Below are 16,939 nucleotides of genomic sequence, written 5' to 3'. Positions count from 1 at the left end.
GCCCGTCCGAATTTACAAGCATCATGGCCGAATATTCTTATTTTTTAACAACTCCCGGATACGCCGTCCGGAAGCCACCCTCCTGTTTCGTCGCATTATGTGTATCGACTTGTATTGAAACTGTATAGTCTGTCAGGACGTCATGGCAATAAGTCCTAACACATTTAAACACTCGCCGGCCGGCAGCCGGACATTGAATTTTTCTTCCAGATAATGTACTGCCTCTAAAACAAGCGCGTATTGTTCGCTATTTTCCTGCAATTCCGCCTCATTGACCTGACGCTCGGGAACAAAGCCGCCGACGCTTAATTTCTCTACGACACAGGCCAAATGCAAAATCAAACCAATCATACAGTCTTCCGTAATCGCCAGTCCCTTTTGACTCAGTACGGTGTAAAACTTCTCAAAGGCCGCCATAAACGCCGTACCATTGATTTTTAAATTTTGATCAATTACATCCTGCATAAAACTCATCCGGTCCATAACCGCTTCCACGGAAGTTTTCCCTTTTTCCTGCCCTTTGAAGTCCGTTGGGAAAAGACAGGCCTTGCCAGCCAATAATTCCTGCGGTGAAATATAATTGATTGATGAATCCTCCGGCCGGATACTGCTGACTACGGCCAATAAATTCTTTTCCCGCTTAATTTGGGCAATTTTGTAGTTATAGTGGTCCTGGTTGGAAATCTCTACAGGAATCACATCAATTTTCCTTCCCTGCTGCTTTGCCAGGTCTTCCACTATCTTCTTAAGTTTTATCGCGGTTCCTTTACCGGTTATGCAGGCGGTAACAATAACATCTCCTTGCAGGTTATAGGAGAAATTGGTATTGTTCCAATACATGCGGCCCACATAAGGACTTAACTCATTGATCGCCCGGTATATCTCTTCCAGCGGCAGCCGCATAATGGCCTTGCGGGCAGCTTCCAGTACTACGGGTGTACTGACCATTTCCACAGTTTTTATCGGAATGGCTGTTCGCTCATAAATCATATCACCGAACATAACCAGCGAACCCATATCCACAAGCAGCAAAACCCCTTGTCCCTGATCCTGCTGAATTACCAGCCGGCTAATTTCCTCCAGGGCCGCCTCCGGTTTCTGCTCTAAGGGCATATCATAACCGATAATATGTTTCTCGCCCAATAGCCGGTTGGCGACATCCACCATGGAAGAGGCGGTGCTGTTGCCATGCATGGCGACGATAATTCCCACCCGTCCCTGACCATCCTTCCGCTTTTGGTTGTCTACCGTTAAAAACATGGTCATAAAGCCAATTTCGTCCGGCGGTACCGTAATATCCATAGCCGCCTTTATCATCCGCCCCAATTCGTCGGCTACCTCGAATTCCTCCCGGTAGCTCCTTTGGATTTCAGCCAGTTGCAGATTGACAATCGGTTTTCCTTCCCGCAGCCGTTCTATAGCGCTGGATACGTGGATGGTCATGGCAAACAGTATGGTTTCTTCAAAAGACCGGTCCATTTTCTGACCGGCATACTGCAGAAACCGGCGGACGATTTCCACAATTTGTTTGTCTACAATCTTATATAACTCCTGCAAATTATCCCGGCGGAACTTTGACATATACTGCTTGAGATAGGCGTCGATATCAAGCCCCAGGATAAGCTGGATATCCTCTTCACTTAATCCTTTCTGGCGGAGGAGCTGGATCTTTTGCTCCATCATTTCATAAATGCTCAGATCGGTCTGCCGCGGCAAAATAATATCCTCTTTAGCTACGGGAAAAACGATTTCCTCGGCTAAGCCGATCTTATCAATCGCCCCCCGGTATTCCTTATATTTTATCAGTCCCCGCCGGACATGAGCCGGGAGGTCCTCACTGCACACCCGGATGCCGTTATTCTTTTTACCCATAAAATCAAGAAAGGCGCGGGCGCAACTGAGTTTAATATCCCCTTTCAACTGACCGATGTTATTGGGGCAATCGTACATCAGGAAAGCCTTCAAGGAATTGAGACTGACGCTGACCGGACTTTGGAGCACTTGTACCTCCCGCCGGAAAAAACATTTTACCAGTTCCCAGCGCTCATTCATCGTCCGCTGCCGCAAAGGCGGCAGATTAATTACCATCGGAATGCGGCGGACAAAAGTTTTTAATAACGAGGAATCCGGATTTTCAGTGGTTGCGCAAAAAATAAGGACCTGAACCTTTTTAAGTTCTTCCGTATCTCCCAGGCTCCGGTACATGCCTTTATCAATGAGATAAAACAGCATTTCCTGTCCTTCCGGCGGCAGCCGGTGAACTTCATCCAGAAATAAGATTCCCATGTTTGCTTTGGCTACGACACCGGCCTTATCCGATTCCGCGCCGGTATAGCTTCCTTTTTTCACACCAAAGAGCTGAGCCAGCAGCAATTGGGGATTGTGGGCATAATCGGCGCAATTAAAAGCAACAAAAGGGGCATCGATTTTGACCCGGCCAATATCTTGCGCATAACGGAACATAGCCTCGGCAAACATGGATTTACCGACTCCCGTTTCCCCCAACAACAGGGTATGCAGCCCCAGCGGCGGATACATAATGGCCGCTTTCGCCTGTTGGACCGCATTTTTCAAACTGCGGCCGGCACCGATGATTTCATCCAGTGCGGAAAGAGGCTGCATAATTTGTTCCGGCGCCGTCCGTTCTCCGTTTGTCCGGTAAAAAACCGGCTTTCCCTCCAATTTTTCCAGCCGGCCGTCCTTCACCAGACTATTTAAATCAGAGGAAGCGTTCGTTCGCTGAATATTCATCCTGACGGCAATCTCATCGGTTGTAACACCGGCAATCTTACCATCCTGCCTGAGCTGTTCCCTGCATAGTTCCCTTACCGTTTCATAAATCTGTTCAATCCGTTTCACGTTACGCTATACCTCCGGCCCATCAAACTAAACTGAAGGAGAATTCTATCAATATTAACTATTTCCCTGCCATTGCAAAAAGAAAGACCGCTTAGAGCGGTCTTTCAGCCTGCGCCTTTATTATAATACAACAATCTCACCGCGCCGTACCCTTTGGGCCAGTGTTGACGACCCCATTCCCTGCTGCGTTACTTCTTCTATGGGGATTCCCAACTCACTGGCAATTAACTGCCGTACCCTGGGACTGCAAAATGTTCCCTGGCAACGGCCCATTCCGGCCCGGGTCCGCCGTTTTACGGCATCCATTGATTTAACGGCAATACCCCGGTGCAGGCTGTCAATAATCTCGGCTTCGGTCACAACCTCACAGCGGCAGATAATATGTTTATCAGGCTCAGCCGCATTAATATCTCCGTCAAAAGTTGCGTCCTTCTTACGGATAATGGGCCGGCGGCAGGGCTGGAAGGATTCCTTTTTCACCAGAGACAGCCCCGCTTGCCGGAGCAGACCGGCAACTTTCAGCGCAATGGCCGGTGAAGAGGTTAAGCCGGGCGAGTCGATACCGATCAGATTAATCAATCCCGGTATCCGTTCCCCTTCAATGACCCAGTCACGCTGGTTGGAATGGGGACGATTGCCGGCAAACGAAGTCAATGCCTTTCTCATGTCAAAGCCGGGAACAGACTTGCGGGCCGTTCTGACAATAAACTCCAGGGTTTTCTCGTCGGTTCCCACATCGTCTTTATCGTCAATTTCCTCGGCATTGGGCCCGATCATTAAATTTCCATGATACGTTGTAGTTACTAGAATTCCTTTCCCCAGCTTGGTCGGCACCTGAAAAATGACTGATTTCACCAGATAATTCTGGTCTTTATCCAGCAGCACGTATTGCCCGCGCCGCGGCGAAATACGATAATCGTCAATGCCTGCCATACAGGCAATCCGGTCACTGTAAATCCCGGCCGCATTAATAACATAAGTGGCTGAAAATTCCTCATCTCCGGCTGTCAGGACAAAATATCCATCCTGGCGCCGGATCGCCGTCACTTCCTTGTTGAGATGCAATTCCGCGCCATTTTCCACTGCATTTTCCGCCAGAGCGATAACAAATTCATAGGGCGACACAACACCGGCATCGGCACAATACAAAGCGGCAATCACTTCCTGACTGAGATAAGGTTCCCGTTCCCTGGCCTGGTCGCCGTTGATTATGGCAAGACCGCCAACCCCGTTTTTAATTCCATAGTCATAAAGCTCTTCCAGCATGGGAAGCTCTTCTTCCCGGAAAGCCAGCACCAAGGACCCGGTTTGGCGATACCCGAAATGCAATTTCTCCTCCAATGCCTTATACATCCGGTTTCCCCTCACGCATAACTCGGCTTTTAAAGTACCCGGTTCGTCGGAATACCCGCCATGAACAATGCCGCTATTTGCTTTCGAACAGCCGCAGCTGACATCATCGGCTTTCTCCAGAATTCCGATGCGCAGCTTGTATTTGGACAATTCCCGGGCGATGTTCATCCCAACCACGCCGGCCCCAATGATGCATACATCATACATACCGCTCCACTCCTTGTTATTTTTTCACCTAAAGACCCGTCACTTGACTGAACAATACCGTTACCCTTCATGCCGGAAGTTACCAGCTAATTTATTTTATATTTATTCTTTACTAAAAATAATTTTCCTTCTTTTATCATTCCAAGGTCAAGGCAATCTAAAAATTTTCTCCTTAATTTCCAATACAGTAAAAAATGAATTGGTAAATAAAAATGATACACATAAATACAAAAAGATAATATGATTCCCATTTTCAAATTTTTAACTCAATTTTGAATGTTATTCTGTTTTTCTATTCAACCGGCGAAAATCGTGGGAATTTTAGGACAATTACTCTGTATTACCGGAAAATAACCGATAGAATTGCCAGTGTGGCAAGTGTATTGGCACGAATTTTGCGGTACATAAACGCTGACAAGCAGAAAAGCGTCGAATCTGCCGCTATGCCTTCAAGGATATAGGAATAGAACATATCAGCTTATTATGAAGCTAAATTCAGCAAACTCCCCCAAATATCTATTCGGATCATTTACCAAAGAAACTATGGGAAAAGAAAGGAGGGAAAGTGTACACCGGTTCCCATGGCTTGCAGCGGTAATTGATAAATGGGGAACTACGGCGGAAGGTGTGAAAGGAAACTATGGATTCTTGCTCCTTTACCGGAATGTCCCCAATGACACTGTTAGAGAGAAAGAGAGTGTGTGTTATGAAAAAAAAGTGTGTTCTGCTTGTAACCCTGGTATTCTTATTGAGCCTCTGCGGTACCGCTTTCGCCGCTGCGTCCTCTATATTTTCCGATGTACCTGCCAATGACTGGTCTTATGCTGCTGTAAACCAATTGGCTAAGGCCGGCATCGTTGAGGGGTATGGCGACGGCACCTTCCGCGGAGAGCGCCTTTTAAGCCGTTACGAAATGGCTATCATTGTCGCTCGGGCTATGACCAAAATGGATCAGGCCGATGCCCAGAATAAAGCCCTGATCGAAAAACTGGCGGCCGAATACGACAGCGAGTTAAAAGCCCTCGATGACAAATACGACAGCAAGTACAACGCTCTGGATAAAAGAGTGGACAATGTTATGTTAAGCGGCTTTGTTCGCGCCAAATATGACAGCGACAGTTCCGACGGCCACAGCAACGGCGGCGGCAACAAACATTTTTACATGGACTTGGAAGGGCAAATGAAAGTGAATGACAGATGGGATGCCCATTTCCAGAGTGAAACAAATAATCACTATACCAATAGTACTTGGGGTAATGCTGTTACCGGTGCTGAAGGGAATGACAGCGATAACAACGGTACAATCCAAAGAATTTGGGCGGTCGGCAGTGTTGGTAAGGTCGGCGTCACCCTCGGCAAAAAGTGGTGGGGCTACGGACAAAACGTTATTTTCGGCCATGCGGCAGACGGCATTCAGCTTGATGTCCCTGTTACGCAGGGATTTACGGCCAGCGTTTTTGATTTAAGACCTTCCCAATCCTCTACCCTCGTATCCGATTCCCTCTCGAATCCCAATAATACTTCTCTTTACGGCATTCAGTTGAATAGTAATTTATCAAAAGAAGCAAACCTGAATTTAGTCCTTGGCGGCAATCATAAAACCGGCGACCGAATTAATGATGATGGCACTGTGGTTGCCGACACAGGCGTTACCCGTTGGGGAGCGGCAGATTTAACTTATAAGATAAATAATGATTATACGTTCCTTGCAACGTACGCTAAAACGAATGCCGATAATTTCAACAACAGCCAGGAGTACAGACTCAATTACAAAGCGGTTGACCTCAATACGCCCGGGTCCTATGATATTTACCTGCGCTATTTTAAATTCCAAAAATACGGCGATATTTCACACGATGATGAATGGGATTCCATGCGCGGGGATTCGAAAGGCTGGATTCTTGGCGTTGACTATGCCTTGGCAAAAAATATCGAATGGACTTCCCTTTATAGTGACCAGAAGCTCAATATCTCCAGCACCAATGATTCCAGAAAATTAATCCGTACTGAAATTGATTACCACTTTTAATCAATTGCTCCGTATTTGACCTGGAAAGACAAACACCGCTTTCAAGCTATTTAAAGCCTGAAAGCGGTGTTTGATTTCAGTAAAACTAAGTGGAATCAATGAGCAAATTGCCTGACTGTATTCCGCCCTCCCTTCTTTGCGGCATGCAGCGCTTTATTGGCGTTAACGACAGCCGCCGCCGGATCGTCCTGTTCCGGAATAACCGTCTCTATCCCTAAGCTGACCGATACCCGCCGGTATGGACTGGCGGCATGTTCTAAGTTAAGATCCAGTACACCAACCCGGACTGATTCAGCCACCACCATAGCCCCCAGGCTGTCGGTATTGGGCAGCAGCAGGATGAACTCTGCCCCGCCATACCGGGCCGCCATATCTCCGGCCCGGTACAAAGATGCCGGCAAAATTTGTGCCACCCGGCGCAAACAGTCGTCACCGGCCAGATGTCCATAAGTTTCGTTATATTTTTTAAAATAATCAATATCAACAAAAATGATGGATAAGGGACCTCCATCCCGCAGCGCCCTGCGCCATTCTTCTTCCAGACGCATTTCAAAATGGCCCCGTCCGGCAATTCCCGTCAGGCCATCAACGGCAACCAGGTGCTTTAACTGCTTATTGGCCGCTATAAGTTCCGTTGTCAGTTTTTCCAGTGTATATTGATATTCCAGGATGCGGCGTCCTGCCGACAGCCGGCTGCGCAGTTCCTTATCATGTACCGGCCTGGTAAGATAATCATCGGCTCCGGCATCCAAACCATCGGCAATTTCATCGATTTTCGTTTTAACGGTTACGATAATAACATAAATGTGCTTCCATTCTTCCTGCCGGATCTTCCGGCACAATTCGATACCGTCGTCATCCAGCAAGACAATGACCGGCTCTCTCTCCTTCTCCAGATAAGACCATGCCTGATTACCGTCCGTAACAGCCATCAGGTCATACTCCCACTCCGAAATAGCCTGAGTTAAATTCCGCCGCCTAATCGGTTCGTCGTCCACGATAAGCACACGCATCCGTTATCCGCCTTCCCGCTTTTTCCGGTTTCCCGTCAGCCTTTTTTGATGCTTACTATTCGGAAAAAACGGGAAAAATCCTGCTATTTTCCGGTAATTGATCAATTATCCCACTTTTTGCATTCCTCTGTCATTCGACAATAATTCTCCTAAAAAAGATAAACTAAGGGAATTTTAAACGAAATATAAAACTCATTATTTACTTTGTGGCTATAAATTGGGAGAAATATTGTCGCTATAAGTTCAGGGTGCGAAATGTGGGAATTATCAGTTGTCCGGTTTTATGATGTATTGACTCCGGCAATACTCCTTGTTGGCAATCGCCCAGCGCAGCGCCTCCAGAAACTTGTCAATCTCAGCATAGTTGTTGTACAGTCCAAGGCTCATTCGTACCATGCCCGGCAGAGGCACTTCGGGATGACAATGGTAATAATCCAGTTTTTCCGCACTTAATTGCAACAAATTTTCCACATAGGGATGGGCACAGAATAAGCCGTTGCGAACTGCAATACCGGCTTCATAGGACAGTACTTCCGCCAGCAGTTTATGATGAATTCCCTGGACGGTAAACGAACATAAGCTAACCCGTTCCTGCCGGTTATTTTCCCAACCGTATAAGGTAACCCCTGAAAGGCGGGACAAGCCACCCAGGGCATAATGGATCAGATCCCGTTCATAGTTCCGGACGGTAGACATGCCGATCCCGGTTAATGTTTTTAAAGCCGCCAACAGGGCTACTACCCCCATAATATTGGGAGTGCCCGCTTCATTTTTAGCGGGAGGCTGCTGCCATTCAATCATTTGGCGGGAAACCAGCCGCACGTCCCCACCGCCCTGATAAACAGGCGGAAATTGAGCAAAAAAGGCTTGGGGACCGATCAGAATACCGATACCAAACGGAGCGTACATCTTATGGGCGGAAAAAACAAGAAAGTCAATGTGTTCCGGCGAATCTTCCGGTTTCATATCTACCGGGCAGTGAGGCACCCATTGCGCCCCGTCCACCAGAATCCTGGCGCCGTAGGCGTGCGCCAGAGTGGCAATGCGGTAGACGGGATTGATAATCCCCGTCACGTTGGAAGCTCCCGTAACCGTAACCAGCTTGACCTTACCGCTATATTTCTTCAGTTTAGCCTCCATATCGTCCAAACAAAGATTGCCGAACCGGTCTACCCGTACATAATCGACAGCCAACTGGCTTTGCCAGGGCAAATCATTGGCCAGATGCTCCATATCGGTCGACAGGACTACCTGATCCCCGTCCTCCTGCCGGAGCAGATAGGCCAGCATATTAATAGCCTCGGTCGTATTCTTGGTATAGATAACCACATCCTGTCCGCCGGCCTTAACAAAGTTTTTAACGGCGTCCCTTGTTTCCTCGTAAATCTCGGATGACAGAACCGATTTATATCCTGAACCCCGGTGAATGGACGAATACCAGGGCGCAAAATCCTCAACACTTTTGAGAACGGAAACAAAGGGAGGCGTTGTAGCCGCATTATCAAAATTAATGGCTGTTACTTTTTTTCCGTTTACTAACGGTACGACAGTATCAACACCAACGACCAGGGTCCGAAGATAGGCCGCTAATTTTTCGTCCCGCATGTTTCATTCCGCCTTTCCCAATGTGTCATAATTGATTTACCTATTATATAATATTTCAGACGTCATCCTTCCGTTACTAAATCAAGAAAGACCAGTAAAAAGCCCCCAACTGCGAAAGTCGGAGGCTTAAAAAAATTATTCAATAACCGTGAGAATTTGTTCCAGCGGCTTGCGGGACGGATAGGTCCACTCCCTGGCAGCCGGCACGCCCAGCGGGGTCATGGCGGCTAAATAATACCCTTCCTGCGTACGTTCGAAGCCAATATAAGCGGATATTTCCTCACCGGCATAGGTCGGCCCGGTCATCCAGCAAGTGCCGTACCCCAGGCTGGCCGCGGCTAACTGAAAGTTTTCCATGGCTGCCGCTACATTCTGAACACCCGGATTGGGACGGTCCAATTCCCGGATTTGCTCTTCGGCCATGATCCCGGCTTCCCGCAGCATGCCGGCAGTGGTATCATAGGGTCCTGCATAAGCTAAGATAAGCACCGGCGCACCCTTAAAGACCGTATGGTAGGAAACAGAGCCTTTGAATGCCTTAATTTTAGTCTCATCCGTCAAGTATTTTGTCAGGGCCGAATTTTTCGCAACAACCAGATCGGCAATATGACCGATCTTTTCCTTATTGGCAATGACAACAAAATGCCAATTCTGCATATTTTTCCCGGAAGGGGCATATGTTGCGGCTTTAATCATCTCCTGAATATGTTCCATCGGCACCGGCTCAGCAATAAATTTGCGCACGCTGTGCCGTTTGTAAATAAACTCCAGTTGATTCATGAATCTCCCTCCATCTTTCTTCTCTACCCTCTCTTTATATTATACTACCCCGGTCAACTTACTAATCATATAACACATACGTTTAAATGCATCCAATCACTTTTTCAATATTCGGCTTCTCATAAAAACATTTCATAGATAATAAAAATTAGCAGGAGAAAATCATTAAACGAGGAAAATTAAAAAGAACAGGGCGCTCCGCCCTGTCAGGATGTTTTTTTGTCCGCGGAATGCAATAATTCAACATGAAGCGGCAAACAGCCGGAATATACTAACGAAGAGACTTAAAACCCACAAGGAGTTGATACCGTGTTGCGCAGCCCTCAGCTCGAACCGGCAACGTTATTTATTTTTGGTGCGTCCGGTGACCTGACCCAGCGAAAAATCATCCCTGCGTTATATAATCTCTTTTTAGGCGGATTTCTTCCCCAGCCGTTTGCTATTATCGGCGTATCGCGCACCGACTTTACGGAAGAGGCGTTTCACCAGCACCTTCGCGCCGGCGTCGACCGTTTCTCGCTGCAAGAAAAACATACCGGAGAGACTTGGCGCCAATTTACTTCCCTGATCCGGTATATTGCCTGCGACTATGATACTCCGGACATGTACGAAAAATTACTGTCCGCCATGGACCAGTCCTGGCAAACCACGGCAAATCAGGTATTTTATCTGGCTACGCCGCCGGCCCTGTTCCCGGAAATCATTAACCAGTTGGGAGCGTCGGGATCATTCCGCGGTAACCAGCAATTTCGCATCGTGATTGAAAAGCCCTTCGGACGCGACCTTGCTTCCGCCCGCGAGCTAAACGCCGCTTTGCTCCAGGTATTTGAAGAAGACCAGATTTATCGCATCGACCACTATCTGGGAAAAGAAACGGTACAAAATATTCTGGCCTTTCGCTTTGCCAACGCCGTATGGGAACCGGTATGGAACCGTAATTTCATTGATCATGTGCAAATTACCGTAGCCGAGCAGCTGGGCATTGGCCGCCGCGGCGGCTATTATGACACGGCCGGAGCCTTGCGGGATATGATGCAAAACCATCTTATGCAGCTTCTTTGCCTGGTGGCTATGGAACCGCCGACTTCCTTTCATCCTGACGAAATACGCAATAAAAAAGTGGATGTCATGAACGCCATTCGTCCCATTCCACCGGACCGGGTCCGGTTTCATGCTGTCCGGGGCCAGTATGGCAACGGCTGGATCGAGGATACACCGGCCTCCGGTTACCGCAACGAGCCCGGCGTCCGGCCCGATTCCAACACCGAAACATTTGCCGTCCTTAAGTTATTTATTGATAATTGGCGCTGGCAAGGTGTTCCCTTTTACCTTAGAACGGGTAAACGGCTTCCAGCCCGGGTTTCGGAAATATCATTACAGTTTCGCCCCGTTCCGCACCATCCCTTTGCCGGTCCGGCTGCCGACGCGATCCAACCTAACCGTCTGGCAATCCAAATTGAACCGGAGGAAGGGATTCTGCTCCGCACCCAGGCAAAAGTGCCCGGATTAGGCATGAATTTAAAGCCGGTGGAAATGCATTACACCTACCGGGAAGTTTTCGATTCCTTATCACCGGATGCCTATGAAACCTTGCTGGTTGACGTTCTGCGCGGCGATCCGGGATTATTCATGCGGGCCGATCAGGTGGAAGCCGCCTGGTCGGTCATAAGTCCCGTCCTAAACTTCTGGGAAAATACACCGGCCTCTCAATTTCCGAATTATCAGGCCGGACAATGGGGTCCATTTGAAGCGGAAAAACTTATTATTGACGATGGCCGGGAGTGGTTCCTTCCGGCTTGTCTGGAAAAAAACGGAAAGAAGTGTTGAAATAATGACAATCCAAGTTTTCTCCACTGTCACAGATGTTAGCAACGCCGCCGCCTCTATGGTCGCCGACCAGGCCAAAACAGCCATCGCCCGGCATGGCTCTTTCCACCTGGTTCTTTCCGGCGGAACAACACCGCGCCATACCCTGGAGAGGTTGGCCGAGCCGCCTTATGCCACAGGGATACCATGGAATAAGGTACATATCTTCTGGGGCGACGAACGCTGGGTTCCACCTGATGATAGCCGCAGCAATCAACACATGGCCCGGACCGCCTTACTCGACCACGTTGCCGTTCCAGCCGGGCAGATCTTTCCCATTCCCTATCGGCAATCGCCGGAAGAAGCGGCAGAAGGTTACGAGAGCACGCTTCGCCGGTTATTCGGAAAACAGCCGCCCCGCTTTGATTTGCTGTTTCTCGGCTTAGGAACTGACGGGCATGTTGCTTCCCTTTTTCCGGGAACCGATGCGGTCATGGAACAGCGGCGCTGGGTATGCCATACCCAAACGCAAGGCCCGGCCGCCGACCGGATCACTCTTACCTTCCCGGTGATTAACCGGGCCCGGACCATTATCTTTTTGGCAACCGGAGAAGAAAAAGCGCCTAAAGTGCGGGAAATTTTAGCAGCAGCCGGCGTTCCACCCCGCTTGCCGGCTCAATTGGTCCATCCTGTAAACGGTGAAATTTATTGGCTGCTAGACCAAGCGGCTGCCAGTCTGCTGACTGAGAAAATCTAAGAAATTTTCTTATAATAACTTTTCAACCAAACTATAGGTCTGTTCCTCAGGAACCGGCTTGCTAATGAAATATCCCTGGATAATATCGCACTGGTACTGTTTTAATTTCGCCAGTTGATACTCGGTTTCCACCCCTTCCGCCACTGTTTTTAAACCAAGACGATGCGCCATTTCAATAATGGATTCCGTCAGTTCTTTTTCTGTTTGCTCCTGCATACCGTCCATAAAGGATTTGTCAATTTTCACAATGTCGATGGGCAATTTTTTCAAATACGTCAAAGAAGAATAGCCGGTGCCGAAATCATCAAGATGAATGCTGATTCCCAGATTCCGGATGGCTTGCAATTTTCCGATGATCAGGTCAAAAGAATCTGCCAAAACGCTTTCCGTAATTTCCAGTCCGAGAGCCGCCGGATTAATTCCCGACGCGGCAACAATTTGCCGCAGCGATTCCACAAAGTCATTCTGCATCAACTGGGCAACGGAAATATTGGCGGAAACAGTCAGGGCGGAATAGCCCCGGGCATGCAGTTCCTTGATAAACAAACAAGCCCGCTTTAAAACCCAATAACCGATAGGAATAATGAGGCCCGTTTCTTCGGCCAGACGAACAAACTGCAATGGCATAACCAGGCCGTATTCCTTGCTGTTCCAACGAAGGAGCGCTTCAAAACCCCTAATTTTTCCACTATACATATCGATTTGCGGCTGATACCACAGACACAGTTCATCGGCGTCAAGCGCCTCCCGCAAGCTTTGCTCCATCATCATTTTATGCCGCATCACGTCATCCATTGCTTTTTCAAAAAACGCAAACTGGTTTTTTCCCTGACCTTTCGCCCGGTACATGGCCATATCCGCATTTTTCAGCAATATCTCAGCCGTGTCCCCATCCGCCGGAAACAAAGTAATGCCGATACTGACGCTGATATGAAGCGTCTTTTCCCCGACCTGAACCGGTTCACTCAACGTTTTCAGCACCCGGCTGGCATAAAGGCTAACCGCCTCAGCATCGGGCTGCTCCAGCAAAACAACAAATTCATCCCCGCCCATCCGGGCTACAAAGGGCAACTCGCCATTGACGTTTTGCAGTTGCCGGCCAATTTTGACCAACAATTTATCGCCATAAGAGTGGCCGAACGTATCATTAATCAGTTTAAAATTATCAATATCAATGAAAAGAAGGGCTCCGGCGACCGACTGCTGCAAAACGGAACACAACCGTTCCCGCAGCGAAGCCCGATTGGCCAAACCGGTCAGAGAGTCGTGAAAGGCTAAATAATTGACCGCCATTTCACTTTGTTTTCTATCCGTAATATCGGTCATCGAACCGGCCATACGCACAGCCTGACCGCGTTGATCAATCAGCGCCTTGCCGCGGACCAAAACCCAGCGGATGCCTTCCGGCGTATTGATTTGATGCTCGCAAACATAATATTCCGTCTTTCCCTGCAGATGTTCTTCCAGGCCGGTCAGAACGGCTTCTACCTCCGCCGGCGGTACTTTCTCCTTAAGGAAGGAACCCAAGCCCTTGATAACCGGAGTGCTTAGACTCAGCATTTCCCGGCACCGGGCGGACATGTACACTTGATTGCCGGCCATATCCCAATCCCATAGACCGTCATTGGCACCCGCAAAAGAGAGTTCATAGCGTTCTTTACTTTTAAAAAGCGCTTCCTGGGTCGATGACAATTCTTCATACTGACTCTGCAATTCTTCCTGGGACGCTAAAATCTCTTCATACAACGCCGTGATTTCCTCATTGCTCCGCCGCAAATTCTCTTCCGCCATCTTCCGCCGCCGGATATTAAGCTGCAAAAAGAGCATATACGTTCCCATAAGCACAATCAGCGCAACAGTAATCCAAACCGTTTTCCGGTTTTGACCGTAATAGGAAACCGGGCGGTGAATGCCGGTACTATTGGGAGGTACATTTTCCACCGGCAGCTTATACTTTAACAATTGGCGGTAATCCAGCATAACCTGTCCGGCGTTGGAACCGGCGGCGGGAAGCCCCTCAGCCGGCTCTCCGCTCATAAGGCGCAGGCCCATCCGGGCCGCCCGGGCCCCATCCTGCCGGCCGCTGATCAAGCTGCCGCCGACAGCGCCATAACCAAGCTCAAACTGATACAAGAGATAAACCGGTACGCGGCTGGCCTCGCTAAAATCCTTCACAAACCTCTCCGGTTCCATAACCAGCCCGGCCCCATCCCGGGAATAAGAGGCCATCAGCACGGCACTCCGGTCCGGGGCGTTGCGCAAAACTTCCTTTACCTTGTCATCAGTCAGTTCATGCAAATCCACAACATCCAGCCGGGCGGGAATACGGCGGAGTGCCGCGTCAAACGCCCGGCGGCTTGCCAAACCGCTCTCGCTACTGTCATACAATAGATAAACCCGCTCCAAAGCGGGATTGAGCCGTAGCATTAGACGGAGCGTGCCTTCCGCATCCACATCTTCATAAACACCGGTAACGTTCTGCTCCCCGCGGGTCAGGGCAGCGGCCTCATCCCGGGTTACACCGGAAAACACTACCGGCGCATTGGCAAAAAGTTCCTGCCGGTGAACCAAAGCAAAATGAAGGGCGGCATCATCCGTCGTAAGGATCAGGTCAACCGGCCGCCGGGCATACCGGGCCCGGAATAATCCATAAAGTAAATTTAAGTTTTCTTCCGTCGGATTATATTTCCAATCCAAATATTCTACATGAATATCGGCAGCACTGTCCGCTTGACGCAGCGCAGCCAACATGCCTTCGGTTTGTTCGTCGGTCCATGGCAATCCCCGGTTATAGGAATTGAGTATCAGGATATGCCGCTGGGCCTGAGCGGCTATTGCCGGAAAAATCCCGCTCAGGAAAACAGCCATCCAGAGCGCGGACAGGACTGCTATTTTTCGGAACCGCAATCGCCGCATCTCCTTTCATCAACATACTGTCGAAATTAGTATTTAATTTCTGTTTTGACTTTTACTTAAAATTCTCTCTTCCAAAAATGAATCCTGCAATCCAGCCCCGTTCTTGACAAAATACAATAAATTTTTACTGCATTCTTCTTGGAATTCATTTCTCCAACTTTTATTCATCCATTTAAGGATTAATCATTTCATGGTATACTATTGGCAATATCTGAAAAAGGAGTAATCATGCGATCCCCCTTGATAAAATTCATTTTCTTTTTTAGTTTAATTTTCGGCATTATGAACCTTTATATCGGTCTTCGCACTTGGCAATCACTGCACTTGTCTTTGTTTTTTTCCCCTATAACTTTCGGTCTGCTTATGGGAACATTGACCATCCTGCCGGTCGCCGGCCGTTTGCGTAGCCTATACCGTCCTCATGCCGCGGATAGACTGACGGCCCTTGTTAGTTCGTATTGGCTCGCCGCGGCCTATTACGCCACCCTTTTATGGCTTGCAACGGATGCCGCCATTTGGGGAGTCTCCGTCTTCTTTCCCCTTCGTTTCGTCCTGCCGCCGTATCTCCCGGGCCTGACCGTTTGGAGCACAGTTTCCGGCTTGCTCCTTTATGGTACTTGGAATGCCTTGCATCCCGTTATCCGGCACCATACAATAACCATTGCCAAATCATGCGGTCCCCTTACTGATTTACACGCAGTGCTGGTGTCCGACATTCATCTCGGCCCGCTTATCGACAATAGCCGCTTACGGGCGATGATAGAACGGATTAACGCCCTCGAGCCAGACATCGTATTTTTGGCCGGTGACATTATTGACGAAAATGTTGTATATTTTGCGCAAAATAAAATGCCGGAAACATTACGGGCTTTAAAATCCCGCTTCGGCGCCTTTGCCGTTCTGGGCAACCACGAATACCTGGGCGGTTTTCCCGATACGGCCGTACAACTTCTGGAACAGGCCGGTATCCGGGTCTTACGGGATCAGTCGGTCCTGGTGAATGACAGCTTCTGGCTCGTTGGCCGCGATGACCGCATGCGTTACCGCTTAACAGGCAAACCCCGGCGTCCCCTGGAGGAGCTCATGGAAGGCCTGGATGTCTCCCGGCCGGTACTTCTCCTCGATCATCAGCCTGTTAACCTCGCTGAACCTTGCCGGCAAAAAGTTGATTTACAATTGTCCGGTCACACCCACCGGGGACAATTTTTCCCCAATAACCTCGTCACCAAACGAATTTTTGAAGTAGACTGGGGTTATTACCGCAAACAGGATTTTCAAATTATTGTTTCCTCCGGTTACGCCACCTGGGGCCCTCCCATCCGGATCGGCAGCCGTCCTGAACTGGTTGACATCCGGATTCAATTCACAAATAAGAAAGACCGCTGACGCGGTCTTCCGGCAATTGGAAATTGGTAATTAGATTTTTGGAAAAGAAACCACGACTTTATAAGAAAAAGTCTTAACACGGTAGGCAAAGTCGCTTCTTAAGAGATTGCCACGTCGCTCTGCTCCTCGCAATGACAGGAATAGCAGGCTGTCATTGCGAGCGAAACGGAGTGTAGCGTGGCGATCTTGGGTTTTATCGACAACCTGAAAAACCGCTAACGCGGTTTT

The 16,939-nt window shown here is 48.8% G+C and carries 10 protein-coding genes; 4 read left to right on the top strand and 6 right to left on the bottom strand.

Going from position 1 to position 16,939, the window contains the following annotated elements:
* Positions 1 to 132 precede the first annotated feature (132 nt).
* Both LUCIF_RS10970 and LUCIF_RS10965 read right to left on the bottom strand, forming a co-directional pair.
* Positions 133 to 2,859, bottom strand: a complete 2,727-nt coding sequence (locus LUCIF_RS10970) for a sigma-54-dependent transcriptional regulator (protein WP_122627936.1) — start codon at positions 2,857 to 2,859, stop codon at positions 133 to 135.
* 120 nt (positions 2,860 to 2,979) lie between these two features.
* Positions 2,980 to 4,419 (bottom strand): NAD(P)/FAD-dependent oxidoreductase, encoded by a 1,440-nt coding sequence (locus tag LUCIF_RS10965; RefSeq protein WP_122627935.1) that lies wholly within the window; start codon positions 4,417 to 4,419, stop codon positions 2,980 to 2,982.
* Positions 4,420 to 5,125: 706 nt separating this feature from the next.
* Between LUCIF_RS10965 and LUCIF_RS10960 the strand changes: the two genes are divergently transcribed.
* Positions 5,126 to 6,448, top strand: coding sequence for an S-layer homology domain-containing protein (locus LUCIF_RS10960; protein WP_122627934.1), 1,323 nt, complete (start codon positions 5,126 to 5,128; stop codon positions 6,446 to 6,448).
* A 95-nt stretch (positions 6,449 to 6,543) separates the two neighbouring features.
* Here LUCIF_RS10960 and LUCIF_RS10955 read toward each other — a convergent pair whose 3' ends face one another.
* The 3 genes from LUCIF_RS10955 to LUCIF_RS10945 all read right to left on the bottom strand — a co-directional run bounded on the left by LUCIF_RS10955 (position 6,544) and on the right by LUCIF_RS10945 (position 9,846).
* On the bottom strand, positions 6,544 to 7,461 hold the full coding sequence (locus LUCIF_RS10955) for a GGDEF domain-containing response regulator (RefSeq protein WP_122627933.1): 918 nt from the start codon (positions 7,459 to 7,461) through the stop codon (positions 6,544 to 6,546).
* 267 nt (positions 7,462 to 7,728) lie between these two features.
* Positions 7,729 to 9,066, bottom strand: a complete 1,338-nt coding sequence (locus tag LUCIF_RS10950; RefSeq protein ID WP_122627932.1) for an aminotransferase class V-fold PLP-dependent enzyme — start codon at positions 9,064 to 9,066, stop codon at positions 7,729 to 7,731.
* A 135-nt stretch (positions 9,067 to 9,201) separates the two neighbouring features.
* The gene (locus LUCIF_RS10945; protein ID WP_122627931.1) at positions 9,202 to 9,846 is read right to left on the bottom strand and encodes a nitroreductase family protein; all 645 of its coding nucleotides are present in this window, start codon (positions 9,844 to 9,846) and stop codon (positions 9,202 to 9,204) included.
* 309 nt (positions 9,847 to 10,155) lie between these two features.
* Here LUCIF_RS10945 and zwf point away from each other — a divergent pair, with 309 nt between their 5' ends.
* Both zwf and pgl read left to right on the top strand, forming a co-directional pair.
* On the top strand, positions 10,156 to 11,673 hold the full coding sequence (gene zwf / locus LUCIF_RS10940; RefSeq protein ID WP_122627930.1) for a glucose-6-phosphate dehydrogenase: 1,518 nt from the start codon (positions 10,156 to 10,158) through the stop codon (positions 11,671 to 11,673).
* A 4-nt stretch (positions 11,674 to 11,677) separates the two neighbouring features.
* A complete protein-coding gene (gene pgl / locus LUCIF_RS10935) occupies positions 11,678 to 12,409 on the top strand; it encodes a 6-phosphogluconolactonase (protein ID WP_165865965.1) in 732 nt (243 codons plus the stop codon).
* A 9-nt stretch (positions 12,410 to 12,418) separates the two neighbouring features.
* Here pgl and LUCIF_RS10930 read toward each other — a convergent pair whose 3' ends face one another.
* Positions 12,419 to 15,316 carry an ABC transporter substrate binding protein gene (locus LUCIF_RS10930; RefSeq protein WP_165865964.1) on the bottom strand — a complete coding sequence of 966 codons (2,898 nt, stop codon included), beginning with the start codon at positions 15,314 to 15,316 and terminating at the stop codon, positions 12,419 to 12,421.
* 291 nt (positions 15,317 to 15,607) lie between these two features.
* On the opposite strand from LUCIF_RS10930, the gene LUCIF_RS10925 reads away from it, so the two are divergent.
* The gene (locus LUCIF_RS10925; RefSeq protein ID WP_165865963.1) at positions 15,608 to 16,711 is read left to right on the top strand and encodes a metallophosphoesterase; all 1,104 of its coding nucleotides are present in this window, start codon (positions 15,608 to 15,610) and stop codon (positions 16,709 to 16,711) included.
* Positions 16,712 to 16,939 lie beyond the last annotated feature (228 nt).

It is taken from the genome of Allolucifera butyrica (assembly GCF_900476375.1).
Classification (GTDB): domain Bacteria; phylum Bacillota; class Negativicutes; order Sporomusales; family UPPP01; genus Lucifera; species Lucifera butyrica.
This window is presented reverse-complemented; position numbering and strand designations above follow the sequence as displayed.